At 66.6% G+C, this 14635-nt stretch carries 19 protein-coding genes; 1 reads left to right on the top strand and 18 read right to left on the bottom strand.

Annotated elements, in window-relative coordinates; genetic code table 11:
* Nucleotides 1-43: 43 nt before the first annotated feature.
* The 9 genes from ABSH63_RS03825 to ABSH63_RS03785 all read right to left on the bottom strand — a co-directional run bounded on the left by ABSH63_RS03825 (nt 44) and on the right by ABSH63_RS03785 (nt 6644).
* Nucleotides 44-580 carry a F0F1 ATP synthase subunit delta gene (locus ABSH63_RS03825; RefSeq protein ID WP_352887590.1) on the bottom strand — a complete coding sequence of 179 codons (537 nt, stop codon included), beginning with the start codon at nt 578-580 and terminating at the stop codon, nt 44-46.
* Between the two features lie 13 nt (nt 581-593).
* The gene (locus ABSH63_RS03820) at nt 594-1067 is read right to left on the bottom strand and encodes a F0F1 ATP synthase subunit B (protein ID WP_352887589.1); all 474 of its coding nucleotides are present in this window, start codon (nt 1065-1067) and stop codon (nt 594-596) included.
* A 55-nt stretch (nt 1068-1122) separates the two neighbouring features.
* A complete protein-coding gene (atpE, locus tag ABSH63_RS03815) occupies nt 1123-1392 on the bottom strand; it encodes a F0F1 ATP synthase subunit C (RefSeq protein WP_110265604.1) in 270 nt (89 codons plus the stop codon).
* Between the two features lie 54 nt (nt 1393-1446).
* Complete coding sequence (atpB, locus tag ABSH63_RS03810; RefSeq protein ID WP_352887588.1) at nt 1447-2223, bottom strand: F0F1 ATP synthase subunit A; 777 nt, start codon at nt 2221-2223, stop codon at nt 1447-1449.
* Nucleotides 2216-2572 carry an ATP synthase subunit I gene (locus tag ABSH63_RS03805; RefSeq protein ID WP_352887586.1) on the bottom strand — a complete coding sequence of 119 codons (357 nt, stop codon included), beginning with the start codon at nt 2570-2572 and terminating at the stop codon, nt 2216-2218. Before ABSH63_RS03805 ends, atpB begins: the two co-directional genes overlap by 8 nt.
* A 125-nt stretch (nt 2573-2697) precedes the next feature.
* Complete coding sequence (locus ABSH63_RS03800) at nt 2698-3540, bottom strand: ParB/RepB/Spo0J family partition protein (protein WP_352887585.1); 843 nt, start codon at nt 3538-3540, stop codon at nt 2698-2700.
* 55 nt (nt 3541-3595) lie between these two features.
* Nucleotides 3596-4384, bottom strand: a complete 789-nt coding sequence (locus ABSH63_RS03795) for a ParA family protein (RefSeq protein WP_352887583.1) — start codon at nt 4382-4384, stop codon at nt 3596-3598.
* On the bottom strand, nt 4381-5037 hold the full coding sequence (gene rsmG / locus ABSH63_RS03790; RefSeq protein ID WP_352887582.1) for a 16S rRNA (guanine(527)-N(7))-methyltransferase RsmG: 657 nt from the start codon (nt 5035-5037) through the stop codon (nt 4381-4383). Before rsmG ends, ABSH63_RS03795 begins: the two co-directional genes overlap by 4 nt.
* Nucleotides 5038-5135: 98 nt before the next feature.
* Nucleotides 5136-6644, bottom strand: coding sequence for a helicase HerA-like domain-containing protein (locus ABSH63_RS03785; protein ID WP_352887581.1), 1509 nt, complete (start codon nt 6642-6644; stop codon nt 5136-5138).
* Nucleotides 6645-6767: 123 nt separating this feature from the next.
* On the opposite strand from ABSH63_RS03785, the gene ABSH63_RS03780 reads away from it, so the two are divergent.
* Complete coding sequence (locus ABSH63_RS03780; RefSeq protein WP_352887579.1) at nt 6768-7544, top strand: M48 family metallopeptidase; 777 nt, start codon at nt 6768-6770, stop codon at nt 7542-7544.
* Between the two features lie 95 nt (nt 7545-7639).
* Here ABSH63_RS03780 and ABSH63_RS03775 read toward each other — a convergent pair whose 3' ends face one another.
* The 9 genes from ABSH63_RS03775 to ABSH63_RS03735 form a co-directional block, all read right to left on the bottom strand.
* On the bottom strand, nt 7640-8653 hold the full coding sequence (locus ABSH63_RS03775) for an ABC transporter ATP-binding protein (protein WP_352887578.1): 1014 nt from the start codon (nt 8651-8653) through the stop codon (nt 7640-7642).
* Between the two features lie 34 nt (nt 8654-8687).
* On the bottom strand, nt 8688-9191 hold the full coding sequence (locus ABSH63_RS03770; RefSeq protein WP_352887576.1) for a Dps family protein: 504 nt from the start codon (nt 9189-9191) through the stop codon (nt 8688-8690).
* Between the two features lie 126 nt (nt 9192-9317).
* Nucleotides 9318-10280, bottom strand: a complete 963-nt coding sequence (locus tag ABSH63_RS03765) for an SDR family oxidoreductase (RefSeq protein ID WP_352887575.1) — start codon at nt 10278-10280, stop codon at nt 9318-9320.
* 7 nt (nt 10281-10287) lie between these two features.
* Nucleotides 10288-11139 (bottom strand): lysophospholipid acyltransferase family protein, encoded by an 852-nt coding sequence (locus tag ABSH63_RS03760; RefSeq protein WP_352887574.1) that lies wholly within the window; start codon nt 11137-11139, stop codon nt 10288-10290.
* A gap of 161 nt (nt 11140-11300) precedes the next feature.
* Nucleotides 11301-11711 (bottom strand): CBS domain-containing protein, encoded by a 411-nt coding sequence (locus tag ABSH63_RS03755; protein ID WP_352887573.1) that lies wholly within the window; start codon nt 11709-11711, stop codon nt 11301-11303.
* Between the two features lie 19 nt (nt 11712-11730).
* Nucleotides 11731-11919, bottom strand: coding sequence for a hypothetical protein (locus ABSH63_RS03750; protein ID WP_352887572.1), 189 nt, complete (start codon nt 11917-11919; stop codon nt 11731-11733).
* A 180-nt stretch (nt 11920-12099) separates the two neighbouring features.
* Complete coding sequence (nqrF, locus tag ABSH63_RS03745; RefSeq protein ID WP_352887570.1) at nt 12100-13323, bottom strand: NADH:ubiquinone reductase (Na(+)-transporting) subunit F; 1224 nt, start codon at nt 13321-13323, stop codon at nt 12100-12102.
* Between the two features lie 12 nt (nt 13324-13335).
* A complete protein-coding gene (nqrE, locus tag ABSH63_RS03740) occupies nt 13336-13944 on the bottom strand; it encodes an NADH:ubiquinone reductase (Na(+)-transporting) subunit E (protein WP_352887568.1) in 609 nt (202 codons plus the stop codon).
* An 11-nt stretch (nt 13945-13955) separates the two neighbouring features.
* Nucleotides 13956-14627 (bottom strand): NADH:ubiquinone reductase (Na(+)-transporting) subunit D, encoded by a 672-nt coding sequence (locus ABSH63_RS03735; protein WP_352887567.1) that lies wholly within the window; start codon nt 14625-14627, stop codon nt 13956-13958.
* Between the last annotated feature and the right edge of the window lie 8 nt (nt 14628-14635).

Raw genomic sequence — 14635 nt, 5'->3', positions numbered from 1 at the left:
GTTTCCTGATAGTCCCCGTGGGGTCTCGCCGTCGGGCGATGTCTTACCTTGTGAGTGCCGTTTGCAGGCGGTCGAGCTCGCCGCGCACCGAGCCGTCGATGACCAGATCGCCCGCGCGGATCAGCGCACCGGCGATCAGATCCGGGTCGGTGCTCCAGCGGATCGCAACCTCACGCTCCAGCCGCTTTTTCACGGCGTCCGCGAGCTGCTGACGCTGTGCCGCCGGCACTTCGACCGCCGAGACGATCTCGACGTCCACCCGCGATTCGGCCTCGGCGCGCAACTGCTCGAACTGCGCGGCGATCGCCGGCAGCGTCTTGAGTCGGCCGTTCTCGACCAGCAGGCGCACCAACGCCACGGCCTCGGCGGACAGCTTGCCGTCCAGTGCCTGGGTCAGCGTCTTTGCCAGCTCGCCGCGCGTGAGCGCCGGATGGCCGATGAGGCGCGCGACGTCGGGGTCGCTGACCAATCCGGCCAGTGCCGCCAGTGCCTGACTCCACGGCGCGAAGGTCTTACCGTCGCGAGCCAGCTCGAACACCGCCTTCGCGTAAGGCCGGGCCAGCGTGCTGTAGTCCGCCATGATGGGCCTCTGGTCAGATCCGCGCGGCGAGGTCGTCCAGCACGTCCGCGTGCGTCCTGGCGTCGATCTCGCGCTTGAGGATCTTGGCCGCGCCGACGACCGCGAGCTCGCCGACACGCTTGCGCAGCGCCTCGCGGGCCTGCGCGACCTCACGCTCGACCTCCTCCTGGGCCTTGGCGATGATGCGCGCGCCTTCTTCCTGCGCGGTGGCCTTGGCCTGCTCGACGATCTGCGCGGCCTGCTTGTTGGCGTTGGCGAGAATCTCCTGCGCCTGGGCGCGAGCGGCTTTGAGCGCTTCCTCGCTCTTGGCGGACGCGTCCTGCAGCGCGCGGGCACCCTTCTCGGCCGCGGCCAGACCGTCGGCAATCTTCTGCCGGCGCTCCTCCATGGCCTTGGTGATCGGCGGCCAGACGAACTTCATCGTGAACCAGATGAAGGCGCCGAAGACGATCATCTGTCCGACGATGGACGGGATGCTTGCCTGCATGGGCTAAGCTCCTACAGTGAGAGTGAATCGACAGACCCGAGCTGCCTTGCAGCGATCAACCGCCGGCGACGGCCGACAGCAGCGGGTTCGCGAACATCATCAAAAGGCCCATGGCGACGCCGATGATCGACACGGCGTCGAGCAGGCCGGCGATGATGAACATCTTGGTCTGCAGCATGTTCGCCATCTCGGGCTGGCGCGCGGCGCCTTCGAGGAACTTGCCGCCGAGCAGGCCGAAGCCGATGGCGGTGCCGAGCGCGGCGAGGCCGAAGATGAGGCCGATGGTCAACGCCGTGTTGGCCTGGATCTGAGCGATGAGCTCCATGACGTACTCCGTGTGTTGCGGTGGTGGAAAAATCTGAAGTGATCGGCCGGCCGATCAGTGATGCTCGTAAGCCATGCTGATGTAGACGATGGTCAGCGTCATGAAGATGAACGCCTGCAGCGTCACCACCAGGATGTGGAAAATCGCCCAGCCCATGCCGGGAATGAACTGCGCCCACCAGGGCAGCAGTGCGATGAGGATGAAGATCAGCTCGCCGGCGTAGAGGTTGCCGAACAGTCGCAGCGCCAGCGACATCGGCTTGGCCAAGAGCTCGACCGTGTTGAGCACGATGTTGGCCGGCAGCAGCTTGACCCCGAACGGATGGGTCAGGAACTCCTTGGCGAAACCGACCGCACCCTTGCCCTTGAAGCTGTAGACGATGATCAGACCGAACACCGTCAGCGACAGCGCGAAGGTCGCGCTCATGTCGGCCGACGGCACTGCGCGGAAGTACTCCAGCCCGAACAGATGCTTGGCGGTCAGCGGCAGCAGATCCACCGGGATCAGGTCCATGCAGTTCCACAAGAAGGTCCAGACGAAGATCGTCAGGGCCAGCGGCGCGAGAAAGCCGCGCGGGCCGTGGAAGGCATCCTTGACCGCACCATCGACGAAATCGACCAGGATCTCGACGAAGTTCTGCAGCTTGCCGGGGACGCCACTGGTCGCTCGCACGGCGGCCAGGCGAAACAGCGTCAGGAAGAAAATGCCGAGAACGATGCTGACGACCAAGGTATCGATGTGCCAGGCCGTCATGCTGATGAACGCTTCATCCTTGTCGGACGCCCAGTGTTTGAGATGATGCGTTACGTATTCGGCAGGACTGCTAGCCATCCGTCGTATCCCAAAGAAGCGCGAACCAGTACACCACAAGACTCAACGCGAACGTCGTGACCAATGGCGCGAACACATCGGCGAAAAACCGGATCGCCACCGCGAACAACACCGCGGCGAGGAGCAATTTCCTCACCTCGGCTCTGAAAAATGCCAACACTGCGTGCCGCGCATCCGACGCCGGCACCGCGAACGTTTTTGCCGCGGCGTAGATCGTCAGCACGGCGCCGATCCCGCCCCCGGCCAAGGCCGCCAATCCGGCTCTCGGCTCCACCAGCATCGCCCACACGATGCCGGCCAGAAGTCCGATCAGGCCTTGCAACAGCGCAATCCGCGTCGCCGTCTTCATGGGATCCGGTCGATGGTGCGCCGCATCAATCCGGAAAAGTATAGCCGCTGGAAACCTCCCGGATCAACCCGTGGACATCGGCCCCGGCGTACATCCCTGGCGTCGATCCGGATCGACGGGCGACATCAGTTCAGCAGGCCGAGCAAGCGTTCGAGCTCTTCGTTGCTGCGAAAACTCACGGTGAGCTTGCCGCGGCCGGATGCGGCTTGGTGTAGGCGCACCGGCAGTCCGAGCTTGGCGCTGATCTGCTGCTCCACTGCCGGTAGGCGCGGCTTACCCGGCTTTGTCGTCGGCGGCGCGGCGCGTGCGTGCAGCAAGGCTTCGGTCTGACGCACCGATAGCTGCTCGTCGACCACCCGTTGCGCGAGCGACGACTGGCGCGCACCCTGCACGCCGAGCAGCACCTTGGCGTGGCCGAGACTGAGCTGGCCGCTGCGCACCAGCGCCTGCACCCCGGGCTCCAGATCCATCAGCCGCAAGAGGTTGCTGACGTGCGCGCGCGAGCGGCCGATGGCCTCGGCCACCTTCTCGTGCGTGAGTCCGCATTCCTGGATGAGCTTGTGCAGGGCTTCGGCTTCTTCCAGCGGATTGAGATCGGCGCGCTGGATGTTTTCGACCAGCGCCACGGCCATCGCGCCGCGCTCGTCGAGCGTGCGCACGACCACCGGCACGGTCTTCAAGCCAGCGAGTTTGGCGGCGCGCCAGCGGCGTTCGCCGGCGACGATCTCGTAGCGCTCGCCGCCGGCGGCGCGCACGACGATCGGCTGTACGACGCCCTGTGCGCGGATGGAGTCGGCCAGCGCGGCCAGTGCGTCCTCGTCGAAGTGCCGGCGCGGCTGGTGCTTGCCCGGCTGCAACACGTCGATCGACAGCTCGCGCTGCTCTTCGGCCGGGGTGTCCGCCGGCGCCGCGACGCTGCTGAGCAAGGCGTCGAGGCCGCGACCCAGTCCACGCTTCTTGGCGCTCATGAGTTTGCCGCCGCCCGTTTCTGGAAACTGAACACTGGAACCTGGAAAGCGCCGTTCACGCACTCAACCTCATCTGCCCGCCGTCGTGCCGGCGCAGCACCTCGCCGGCGAGGGCGAGATAGGCCTTTGCGCCGGCGGACGCCGGATCGTAGAGCATCGCCGGCAGGCCGTGGCTCGGCGCCTCGGCCAGGCGCACGTTGCGCGGCACCAGGGTGCGGTAGACCTTGTCGCCGAAGTGTTGGATCAGCTGGTTGGAGACGTCGATCGCGAGGTTGTTGCGCGGATCGTACATCGTGCGCAGCAGCCCTTCGATTTCGAGCCGCGGATTGATCACGCGGCGGATCTTCTGGATCGTGTCCATCAGCGCCGATAAGCCTTCGAGCGCGTAGTACTCGCATTGCATCGGAATCAGCACGCCGTCGGCGGCGACCAGGGCGTTGACGGTGAGCTTGGACAAGGCCGGCGGGCAGTCGAGCACGATATAGTCGAAATCGCCGGCGACCTCGGCGAGCGCGGTCTTGAGCGCGAAATCGCCGACCGCCATGTCGCGCAGCTTGATCTCGGCCTCGGTCATGTCGCCGTTGGCCGGCAGCAGGGACAGACCGAGGTTCGGTAGCTCCAGGATCACCGCACGGATCGGCGCCTCTTCGAGTAGCACGTCGCGCACCGTGCGCGAGATCGCGGCCTTGTCGACGCCAACGCCCATGGTCGCATTGCCCTGCGCGTCCAGATCGACCAGCAGTACGCGGCGCTTGGTCGCCGCCAGCGAGGCGGCGAGGTTGATGGCGGTCGTGGTCTTGCCGACTCCGCCTTTCTGGTTGGCAACCGCGATGACGTGACTCATGTCGTTGACTCTGCAATGACGACGTGCCGTGCCCCGCCGAGGCCCGGCACCTGCAGGCGATGCGTCTCCCTGATACGGACCGAGGGCGGCACCGCCGCCAGCTCGGCCTCGTCTAGTTTGCCCTTCATGGCGAGCCATTGACCACCGGGCGCGAGTAGGTGGCGGGTCAGCGCAAGAAAATCGGCGAGCGCGGCGAAGGCGCGGCTGACGATGTACGCGTAGCCGTCCGTTGCCTGGTGGTCCTCGACGCGCGCCTCGGCGACCTCGACGTTGGCGAGGCCCAGACGGCGCTGGACGTGCCGCAGGAAACGGGCCTTCTTGCCGTTGCTGTCGAGCACCGTCACCGCAAGCCTCGGCTCGGCAATCGCGAGCACGATGCCCGGCAGCCCAGCGCCGCTGCCGACGTCGAGCAGCCGCAGGCTGGCACCACGCTGCGGCGCACGCAGCAGCGGCAGCAGCGCCAGCGAGTCGAGCAGGTGGCGCACGAGCATGTCGCGCGGGTCGCGCACCGCGGTGAGGTTGTAGGCGCCGTTCCAGCGCGTCAGTTCGTCGACATAGCGCAGCAAAAGGTCTCGCGCAGATGCGTCGAGCGGCAATCCCATCGCATCGAGGCCGCGGTCCAGCGCTGCCGCCAGCGGATGCGCGGCGCTCATGGCGGGCAACGAAAGCTCGGGTCGGAAGGCAGCATGCGTCGGCGCGGGCCAGCATGAGGGGCGCGCAGTATACGCGCGCCCGCTGAACGCGCCGGATTTCAGCGCCGGCGCAGCGAGCCGAGCACGCCGCGCAGCAACTGGCGGCCGAGCTCACGGCCGATGGACGAGGCGGCGCTGCGGGTCGCGCTCTTGATCGCCGCTTCCACCGCCGTGTCGCTGCGCCGACGCGCCGCCGGGCGCGCGCTGGGCGTGCTTGAGGGCTCGGCGCCGGCACTGCCGCGATCCCACCAGCCGGTGTCGCCGGCCGCCGCCGGCGCCGCGGCCGACTCCGCCTGCGCACGCCGGGCGAGCCTCTCGTAGGCCGATTCGCGATCCACGGCCTGCTCGTAGCGGCCGCCGACCGGGCTGCGCTGGATCACCGCGCGCCGCTCCTCCATCGTTGCCGGTCCGATGCGCGAACGCGGCGGCCGGATCAGGGTGCGCTCGACGATGCCGGGCACGCCCTGGTCCTGCAGCGTCGACACCAGGGCCTCGCCGACGCCCAGCTCGGTGATCGCCGTGGCCACGTCGAGCGCCGGATTGGCGCGGAAAGTCTCGGCCGCCGCTCGCACCGCCTTGTGGTCGCGCGGCGTGAATGCGCGCAGCGCATGCTGCACGCGGTTGCCGAGCTGGCCGAGCACCGCGTCCGGCAGATCCAGCGGGTTCTGGGTGACGAAGTAGATGCCCACGCCCTTGGAGCGGATCAGGCGCACGACCTGCTCGACCTTGTCGACCAAAACCTTGGGCGCGTCCTTGAACAGCAGATGCGCCTCATCGAAGAAGAACACCAGGCGCGGCAGCTCGGCGTCGCCGCGTTCCGGCAGGTTCTCGAACAGCTCCGACAGCAGCCACAAAAGGCAGGTCGCGTACAGCTTGGGCTTGTGGAACAGCTTTTCTGCCGCGAGCACATTGACGATGCCGCGGCCGGTCAGGTCCGTGCGCAAGAGATCGTTCAGATCCAGCGCCGGTTCGCCAAAGAAGGCTTCGGCGCCACCCGATTCGAGCTGCAGCAGCGCGCGCTGGATCGCGCCGACCGAGGCCTTGCCGACCAGGCCATAGTCGGCGCCCAGTTCGCGCGCGTTGTCGGCGACGAACTGCAGGGTCGCGCGCAGATCCTTGAGGTCGAGCAGCAACAGGCCGTGATCGTCGGCGTACTTGAACACGAGATGGAGTACGCTGGCCTGGACCTCGGAAAGATCCAGCAGGCGCGACAGCAGCAGCGGGCCCAGGTCGGAGACCGTCGCGCGCAGCGGATGGCCCAGCTCGCCGAACACGTCCCAGAACACCGTCGGCGATGCCGCCGGCGCATAAGCTTCGACACCGACCTGCCGGGCGCGCTCGGCGAGCTTGGGCTTGGCCTCGCCGGCGACGGCGATGCCCGACAGATCGCCCTTGATGTCGGCGGCGAACACCGGCACGCCGAGTTCGGAGAAACCCTCGGCGAGTACCTGCAGTGTCACTGTCTTGCCGGTCCCGGTGGCCCCGGCGACGAGGCCGTGGCGGTTCGCGTAGCGGCCGAGGATGAACTGCGGCGTGTCGCCCTTGCCAACCAGAATGCGCCTGTCCATGTCGCTGCACTTCCCCTTGCCCTACGGGCGCGATGATCGACGGTCGCCGCCACCGGTGGCAAGCGAAAGTTCAGCAAGGCATGACCTATCATGCGCGCTGCCTGCCCCCCCTGGAGACGCCCCGTGCCCCGTATCCGCTCGTTGCGCCCGCTACTGATCTCCTCGGTCGTCGCCGCGTTGATCGTCGCCTGCGCGACCTCACCGACCGGGCGTCGGCAATTACGCCTGGTCTCCGACGCCGAGATGGCGCAGATGGGCGCGGCGGCCTTCCAGGAACTCAAGCAGAAGACGCCGCCGACCAAGAACGTCAAGGTCAACGACTACGTGCAGTGCGTCGCGCGCGCGATCACGCGCGAGGTCGGCGGCGACTGGGAAATTCAGGTGTTCGAATCCAAGGAGGTCAATGCCTTTGCGCTGCCCGGCGGCAAGATCGGCGTCTACACCGGGCTGCTCAAGGTCGCGGAGAACCAGCACCAGCTCGCCGCGGTGATCGGCCACGAGGTCGCTCACGTGCTCGCCGGCCACTCGGCGGCGCGCGTCTCCAACCAGATGGCGGCGCAGCTCGGCGTCGCGGTGCTCGCCGGCGCCACCGGCCTGTCGCCGGAGATGATCGGCATGGGCGCCAACCTGCTGCTGGTGCTGCCGAACTCGCGCGCCGACGAAACCGAATCCGACATCCTCGGCCAGCAATTGATGGCGCGTGCCGGTTTCGATCCGGCGCAGGCGTCGCAGTTGTGGATCAACATGGCCAAGGGCGCCGGCGGCGCGCCGCCGCAGATGCTGTCCACGCATCCGTCGCCGGACACCCGCATCCGCGATTTGAACGACAACCTACCCCGGGTGCGTCCGCTCTACGAACAGGCGCGCGCCGCCGGCAAGCGCCCGAACTGCGCGGCCTGAACGGGCTCCCGCCGTCCATGGCCGACCGGCCGATCGATTGAAGCCTCCTGCCCGGCCATCCATGGCCGGGCGTTCGGCGTGGCCGGCAATGCCGCTCAGGCGTCGCCGAAGCCGCGCCCCCGCACCCAGTCGTCGGCGATGTAATGGCAGGCGACCGCCGCGCCGTCGCGCAGACTGCGCGTATACGGCACGCGCCGCAGGCATTCGGCGTCCGCCATCGGACAACGCGAGGTGAACAGGCAGCCGCTGGCCGGCACCGTCACGTCCGGCGCCGGGCCGTCGCGCAGCAACGCGGCGCGCTGCGCCGGATCGGCGCCCGGCACCGACGCCATCAAGGCCTTGGTGTACGGATGACGCGGCGTTTCGAACAGCACGGCGGTGCGCGCCTGCTCCATCACCCGACCGAAGTACATCACCACCACACGATCGCTGAAGCGGCGGACGATGCCGAGATCATGCGTGATGAACAGGATCGCCAGACCGGTCTCGGCCTGCACCGAGCGCAGCAGCTCCAGCACTTCGAGTTGGGCGTTGACGTCGAGCGCAGCGACTGCCTCGTCGCAGATCAGCAGGCGCGGCTCGCAGATCAGCGCGCGCGCAATGGCGACGCGCTGGCACTGGCCGCCGGACAGCTTCTTTGCACGCTGGTCGAGCAGCTCGGCCGGCAAGCCGACGCGCGCGAGCATGCGCTCGACGCGCTGGCTGCGCGCGCTTGCGTCGAGCTGCGGCTGCAGCGCCTGCAGCGGTTCGGCGAGGATGTCGCGCACGCGCATGCGCGGGTTGAGGCTGCTCTGCGGATCCTGGAACACCATCTGGATCTCGCGGCGCAGCGCCGGCCAGGCCTTGCGGTCGAGGCCGACGAGCTCGCGTCCGTCGTAACGGATCGAGCCGGCGGCGACCGCCTGCAGGCCGATCAATGCGCGTGCGAGCGTCGATTTTCCCGAGCCGGATTCGCCGACCAGGGCGAGCGTTTCGCCGGCACGCAGGTTGAGATTGACGCCATCGACCGCGCGCAGCCAGCGCATCGGCGCAAACGGCAGCCAGCGCCGCACGCGATGGCGCACGGCGAGCTGGCGGACGGCGAGCAGCGGTTCGGTCTTGGCGTTCAATCAGGGCACCGGAACCCGGCGCGGTCGCGCCCGCTTACTCCAGCAGGCTGCGCAGCATCCACGCGGTCTTCTCGTGCACCTGCATGCGCTGCGTCAGCAGGTCGGCGGTGGGCTCGTCGTTCGCGGCGTCGACCACCGGGAACACCTTGCGTGCGGTGCGCACGCAGGTCTCGTGCCCTTCGACGAGCTGCGCGACCATCTCGCGCCAGTCGGGCACGCCTTCGGTCTCCTTGATCGACGACAGGCTGGCGTAAGCCTTGTAGGTGCCCGGCGCCGGAAAGCCCAGCGCGCGGATGCGCTCGGCCACCTGGTCCACCGCTGCGGCCGCCTCGGTGTACTGCTGCTCGAACATCAGGTGCAGCGTGTTGAACATCGGGCCGGTGACGTTCCAGTGGAAGTTGTGGGTTTTCAGGTACAGCGTGTACTCGTCCGCGAGCAGGCGGCACAGTCCTTCGGCGATCTCGCCGCGCGCATCCTTGGGGATGCCGATGTCGATCTTGGTCGCCCTGGCGGCGGTCTTCTGCTTGCCTTTGCCCATCTCGTCGTCCCTCGATGTCGTCGTGGATGTGGAGTGCGCATCTTACGCACTGCACGCCCGATCGGGTGCGGTGCGGTCGCCAGTGACTATGGGCCAGACGCCGACCGAACGCCGCCGGCGCGGGGTTCAGACGCGCAGTAGCTTGGCCTTGCGGTAGGTGCTGAAGATGTCGTTGAGATTGCGCCGCGGCCTGAAGCCAAAGGTCTTTGCGAACAGGCTGGCGTCGAGAATCACCGGATACTTGAAGTAGTTGATCAGGTACGGCGGAAAGAAGGCGTTCCAGTTGAGCAGGCTGCTGACCAGCTTCGGCAGCGCCGGCGGAATGCCGGGCACCGGCAGCTTGCGGCAGCCGCATTGCTCGACGGCCACCTGGTAGGCAACCCAGTCGTCGGGCGCGACGTTGTAGATGCCCGGACGGTTTTGCTCGAAAGCCAGCACCATCGCGTCGGCCATGTCGTCGACGTGGATGAACTGCATCAGCGGCGAAAAGCCGACCAGAACCGGCGCCAGCGGACGCGACAGCAGCAGTGACATGGAGTTCTGCACGCCGGGGCCGAGCACGTTGCACGGGCGCAGGATGGTGATGTGCAGTTCCGGATACTTCCACAAATAGATCTGCGCGAGGCTCTCCAGCTCGACCGAGTCGACCAGATCCTGGGTGACTTCGCTGGCCTTGAGCGGCGCGTCCTCGTCGAGCAGCGCCGGGTTGTAGGCCGAGGCGCCGTAGACGAAATAGGTCGAATGGATGATGACCTGGCCGACGCCGTACTTGCGACACAGCTCGAGCAGCTTCTTGGTGCCGAGCACGTTGGCGTTGTAACGGCGGTCGCGATCCGACTCGTGCGCGAACATGCGGCCGATGTGGATCACCGCGTCGATCTTGTGCGCGCGGAAGATGTCCTCGAAGCCACGTTTCCAGGTATCGACCATGTACGAAGGCACGCCGGCATCGGTCTCGACCCGGCGGCGGAAATCGACCGCGACGACGTCATAGCGCCCGAGCAGGCGCGCAATGACGCGCCGCGCCAGCGATCCGGCGGCACCGGTGACGAGGACGGTCTTCTTCGGTAGGGCGGCGGTCTTGGGCATTGGACGATCAAAACACGCGGGTGCGCTCGGCGAGGCCGCGCGCGATCAGCTCCTCGATACGGGATTTGACCTGCTCGACGTAGCCGGTCACCTCCGCCTCGCTGTCGGGGCTGCCCTCGAAGCGCATCGGCTCGCCGAAGTTCAGGTAGACGCGGGCCGGCAGCGGCAGCGGCGGCGCGATCGGCACGTACGGAAGGCCGAGCAGCTTGGCCAGCGGCGTGATGCTGCCGACCGAGGGCATGGTCTCCTCGCAACCGACCACGCCCACCGGCACGATCGGCGCCTGGTGCTGTAGCGCCAGATGCATGAAGCCGTTGCCGAAGCGCTGCAACTGATAGCGCTTTCGGTACGGCTTGCCCGAGCCGCGGACGCCTTCGGGGAAGACGATGATGACCTCGTCACGTTCCAGCATCTTGGCGCAGTTGTGCGGATCGCCGATGACGGCGCCGATACTGTTGAGCCAGTTGCCGAGCCACGGCACGGTCGGAAAGAAGCGTTCGATCATCGCCCGCGGCGCGCGCGGCCCGTGCGGGTTGGTCGCCAGCGCCGCGCCGATCAACACGCCGTCCATCGGCAACTGACCCGAGTGGTTCGCGATCACCAGCAGGCGGCCGTTCGCGGGGATGTGTTCGAGGCCGTGCGCAGTGACGCGGAAGTAGTGGTCGTAGAGCCACTTGATCGCGCCGAGCGCGAGCTTGGCGCTGTCCTCGTTGTAGCCCCAGGGGTCGTAGCCGAAGCTGCCGACCGGCTTGGGAATGCGCGCGAACAGCGCTTCGAGCTCGGGGGTCACGAGGCGCTGGTAGAGCGCCTCGCGCGGCCCGCTGCGGGCGAGCTTTTTCAGGGCGTCGAGCAAGATCATCTCGGTTCATCGGCGCAGGCGTACGCCTGCTCTCGCGCTCATGCTAGCAGCCCGCCGCGCTCGATTGCCCGCAAGACGCACCCGAAGAAATGCACGGGATGTGCAGTTCCCCTCGGGCTCTGAACCGTGTCTGGCGCCAGCGACGTCCGCCGCCGCGGCGCCTAGGCGTTGGAACTGTCGTTGATCGAGTCGATCGCGCGCAGCACGTCGGTGCGCGAGATCAGACCGACCAGGCGGTTGTCCTCGACCACCGGATAACGCCGGTACGGCTTGTCGAGAAACATCTTGGCGAGTTCGAGGATCGATAGCTCGGCATCGACCGTTACCGGGTTCTTGGACATGAAGTCGGCGACCTTGCCGCCCATCACGCCGTGATAACTGGCGTGGATCGCCACCCTCAGGCAATCGTGCTCGGACAGGATGCCGATGATGTTGCCGAGGTCGTCCAGTACCGGCGCGCCGGAATAGCCCTTTTCGGCGAGCTGGTGGATCGCCGTCATCACGTCCATGTCGGGCTTGAAGGTGAGCAGGCTCTCCGACATGAAGTCCTTGACGGTGATCGAGTGCAGCATCGCGTTCCCCTATGCGTGTTCAACGCCGCTGCGGTTCCTCGGATCCGCAGGCTTGGGTCTTTCCGCAGACTTCGCAGACGCCGCCGGTGAAGACGGCCTGACTCGCGCAGGTCCCCTTGAGCTCGCGACCGCGCACCAACCAGCCGATACCCAACCCGGCGAGCGCCAGACCAAAGAGTACGAAGACGGCGAGGAAGGTGGTGATCATGGCGCAAGTGTCGCGCGACTCACTGGTACGTGCAACTTGACGATGGGCTTGAGGATGGGCTCGGCGAAGGCCATCCGTGGCGCGACTTCGCGCCGTCGAACCAGCCCCTGGGTCGCCATCCCTGGCGAGCCGTGAGCCCGCGCAAAAAGCGCCACCGGCTCTTTGGTCGCTTGCGCCGGCTCACCCCCCAAAATCATCGAGCATGATGTCTTTACGCTCGACACCGAGGTCGAGCAGCATCTTGATCACGGCGGCGTTCATCACCGGCGGGCCACACAGGTAGTACTCGCAGTCCTCGGGCGCCTTGTGGTGTTTGAGGTAATTCTCGTACAGCACGTTGTGGATGAAGCCGGTGTAGCCGGTCCAGTTGTCCTCGGGCAGCGGCTCGGACAATGCCACGTGCCACTCGAAGTTCGGATGCTCGGCGGCGAGGCGGTCGAAGTCCTCGACGTAGAACATTTCGCGCTTGGAGCGCGCGCCGTACCAGAAGGAAACCTTGCGCTTGGTCTTGAGGCGCCGGAACTGGTCGAGGATGTGGCTGCGCATCGGCGCCATGCCCGCGCCACCGCCGACGAACACCATTTCCTTGTCGGTTTCGCGCGCGAAGAACTCGCCGAACGGGCCCGAGATCGTGACCTTGTCACCGGGCTTCAGGCTGAAGATGTAGCTCGACATCTTGCCCGGCGGCACGTTCGGCAGCTTCGGCGGCGGGCTGGCGATGCGCACGTTGAGCATGATAATGCCGAGCTCCTCGGGGTAGTTCGCCATCGAGTAGGCCCGCTCCAGCGGCTCGGTGACCTTGGAGCTGTATTGCCACAGGTTGAACTTGTCCCAGTCCTCGCGGAACTGTGGCTCGATGTCGAAATCCTTGTAGTGCACCTCGTGCGGCGGACATTCGATCTGGATGTAACCACCGGCGCGGAAATTCACGCGCTCGCCGGGCGGCAGTTCCAGCACCAGCTCTTTGATGAAGGTCGCGACGTTGCGGTTGGAGCGCACCGTGCACTGCCACTTCTTGACGCCGAAGACATGCTCCGGAATCTCGATCTTCATGTTCTGCTTGACCGCGACCTGGCAGGACAGGCGCTCGCCCTCGCGCGCTTCGCGCTTGCTGATGTGGTTGAGCTCGGTCGGCAAGATGTTGCCGCCGCCCTCGAAGACCTTGACGCGACACTGTGCGCAGGAGCCGCCGCCGCCGCAGGCCGAGGGCACGTACAGGCCACAGGCAGCGAGCGTCTGCAATAGCTTGCCGCCAACCGGCACCTCGAGCTCGCGCTCGTTGTTGATCACGAGCTTGACGTTGCCGGCAGGCACCAGCCGGCTCTTGGCGAACTGGATGACGACGACGAGCGCGAGGATGACGCCGGTGAAGACCGCGACCCCCAGGCCGATTTCGAGAACCATGTCGAGTGCGTCCTAGAGCTGGATGCCGGAGAAAGCCATGAACCCGAAGGCCAACAGCCCGGCGGAAATGAAGGTGATGCCCAGACCCTGCAGACCTGCGGGCACATCCGAGTACTTGAGCTTTTCGCGCACGCCGGCCAGCAGCACGATGGCCAGCGCCCACGATGCGCCCGAAGAAACGCCGTAGACGCAGGCCTCGGGGAAGGTGTAGTCGCGCTCGACCATGAACAGAGAACCGCCGAGAATCGCGCAGTTCACGGTGATCAGCGGCAGGAACACGCCCAGCGCCGAGTACAGCGCCGGCACGTACTTGTCCAGCGTCATCTCCAGGATCTGCACGCTCGCGGCGATCACGCCGATGTACAGGATCAACCCGAGGAAGGACAGGTCGGTGTTCGGCAAACCGGCCCAGCTCAGCGCGCCCGGCTTGAGCACGTACTGGAACAGCAGGTTGTTGAGCGGCATCGTCAGCGACTGCACGGCGATGACGGCAACGCCCAGACCGATCGCGGTCTCGATCTTCTTCGAGATTGCGAGAAAGGTGCACATGCCGAGAAAGAACGCGAGCGCGAGGTTCTCGACGAACAGTGTGCGGATCGCGAGATTGACGTAGTGCTCCATGGGACGCCTCCTCAGTGCGCTTCGGCGCCGTGCGCCTGGCCAGCCTGGATGCGGAAGTCCGGCTTCTCCACCTGCTCGGGCTTCCAGGTGCGCACCGCCCAGATGATCAGGCCGATCAGGAAGAACGCTGACGGCGGCAGCAGCAGCAGACCATTGGGCACGTACCAGCCGCCCTCGGTCGCCAGCGGCAGGATCTCGACGCCCATGAGCTTGCCGGAGCCGAACAGCTCGCGGATCACGGCGAGCACGATCAGGATCGCCGAGTAACCGAGGCCGTTGCCGAGGCCGTCCAGGAACGCGGGCCAGGGCGGATTCGACTGCGCGAAGGCTTCGAGCCGGCCCATGACGATGCAGTTGGTGATGATCAGGCCGACGAACACCGACAGCGGCTTGGACTGCTCATAGGCCACGGCCTTGAGCGTCTGATCGACGAGGATCACCAGCGTCGCGACGATGGTCATCTGCGCGATGATGCGCACGCTCGACGGTACGTAGTTACGGATCGTGCTGTAGAACAGGTTCGACAGCGCGGTGACCAGCGTCAGGCCGACGCACATGATCAGCGCGGTTTCGAGCTTGCTGGTGACGGCGAGCGCCGAGCAGATGCCGAGCACCTGCAGGATGATCGGGTTGTTGTCGGCGATCGGCGAAAGGACGATCTTCTTGGCATTGATGTCGGACATGGCGTGGA

Origin of the sequence: Sinimarinibacterium thermocellulolyticum (assembly GCF_040327995.1) — a bacterium.
GTDB classification, from domain to species: Bacteria; Pseudomonadota; Gammaproteobacteria; order Nevskiales; family Nevskiaceae; genus Solimonas; species Solimonas thermocellulolyticum.
The sequence above is the reverse complement of the archived record's forward strand: the minus strand, read 5'-3'. Positions and strand labels throughout refer to the sequence as shown.

Bases quoted from the DNA above. Each gene is read 5' to 3' on its own strand.
- ABSH63_RS03735 (WP_352887567.1), bottom strand. From the start codon at position 14,627: ATGTCCGACATCAATGCCAAGAAGATCGTCCTTTCGCCGATCGCCGAC.
- rsmG (WP_352887582.1), bottom strand. From the start codon at position 5,037: ATGAGCGCCGCGCATCCGCTGGCGGCAGCGCTGGACCGCGGCCTCGAT.
- ABSH63_RS03805 (WP_352887586.1), bottom strand. From the start codon at position 2,572: ATGAAGACGGCGACGCGGATTGCGCTGTTGCAAGGCCTGATCGGACTT.
- ABSH63_RS03800 (WP_352887585.1), bottom strand. From the start codon at position 3,540: ATGAGCGCCAAGAAGCGTGGACTGGGTCGCGGCCTCGACGCCTTGCTC.
- ABSH63_RS03785 (WP_352887581.1), bottom strand. From the start codon at position 6,644: ATGGACAGGCGCATTCTGGTTGGCAAGGGCGACACGCCGCAGTTCATC.
- ABSH63_RS03755 (WP_352887573.1), bottom strand. From the start codon at position 11,711: ATGCTGCACTCGATCACCGTCAAGGACTTCATGTCGGAGAGCCTGCTC.
- ABSH63_RS03795 (WP_352887583.1), bottom strand. From the start codon at position 4,384: ATGAGTCACGTCATCGCGGTTGCCAACCAGAAAGGCGGAGTCGGCAAG.
- nqrF (WP_352887570.1), bottom strand. From the start codon at position 13,323: ATGGTTCTCGAAATCGGCCTGGGGGTCGCGGTCTTCACCGGCGTCATC.
- atpE (WP_110265604.1), bottom strand. From the start codon at position 1,392: ATGGAGCTCATCGCTCAGATCCAGGCCAACACGGCGTTGACCATCGGC.
- ABSH63_RS03820 (WP_352887589.1), bottom strand. From the start codon at position 1,067: ATGCAGGCAAGCATCCCGTCCATCGTCGGACAGATGATCGTCTTCGGC.
- ABSH63_RS03750 (WP_352887572.1), bottom strand. From the start codon at position 11,919: ATGATCACCACCTTCCTCGCCGTCTTCGTACTCTTTGGTCTGGCGCTC.
- ABSH63_RS03770 (WP_352887576.1), bottom strand. From the start codon at position 9,191: ATGGGCAAAGGCAAGCAGAAGACCGCCGCCAGGGCGACCAAGATCGAC.
- ABSH63_RS03825 (WP_352887590.1), bottom strand. From the start codon at position 580: ATGGCGGACTACAGCACGCTGGCCCGGCCTTACGCGAAGGCGGTGTTC.
- atpB (WP_352887588.1), bottom strand. From the start codon at position 2,223: ATGGCTAGCAGTCCTGCCGAATACGTAACGCATCATCTCAAACACTGG.
- nqrE (WP_352887568.1), bottom strand. From the start codon at position 13,944: ATGGAGCACTACGTCAATCTCGCGATCCGCACACTGTTCGTCGAGAAC.
- ABSH63_RS03765 (WP_352887575.1), bottom strand. From the start codon at position 10,280: ATGCCCAAGACCGCCGCCCTACCGAAGAAGACCGTCCTCGTCACCGGT.
- ABSH63_RS03760 (WP_352887574.1), bottom strand. From the start codon at position 11,139: ATGATCTTGCTCGACGCCCTGAAAAAGCTCGCCCGCAGCGGGCCGCGC.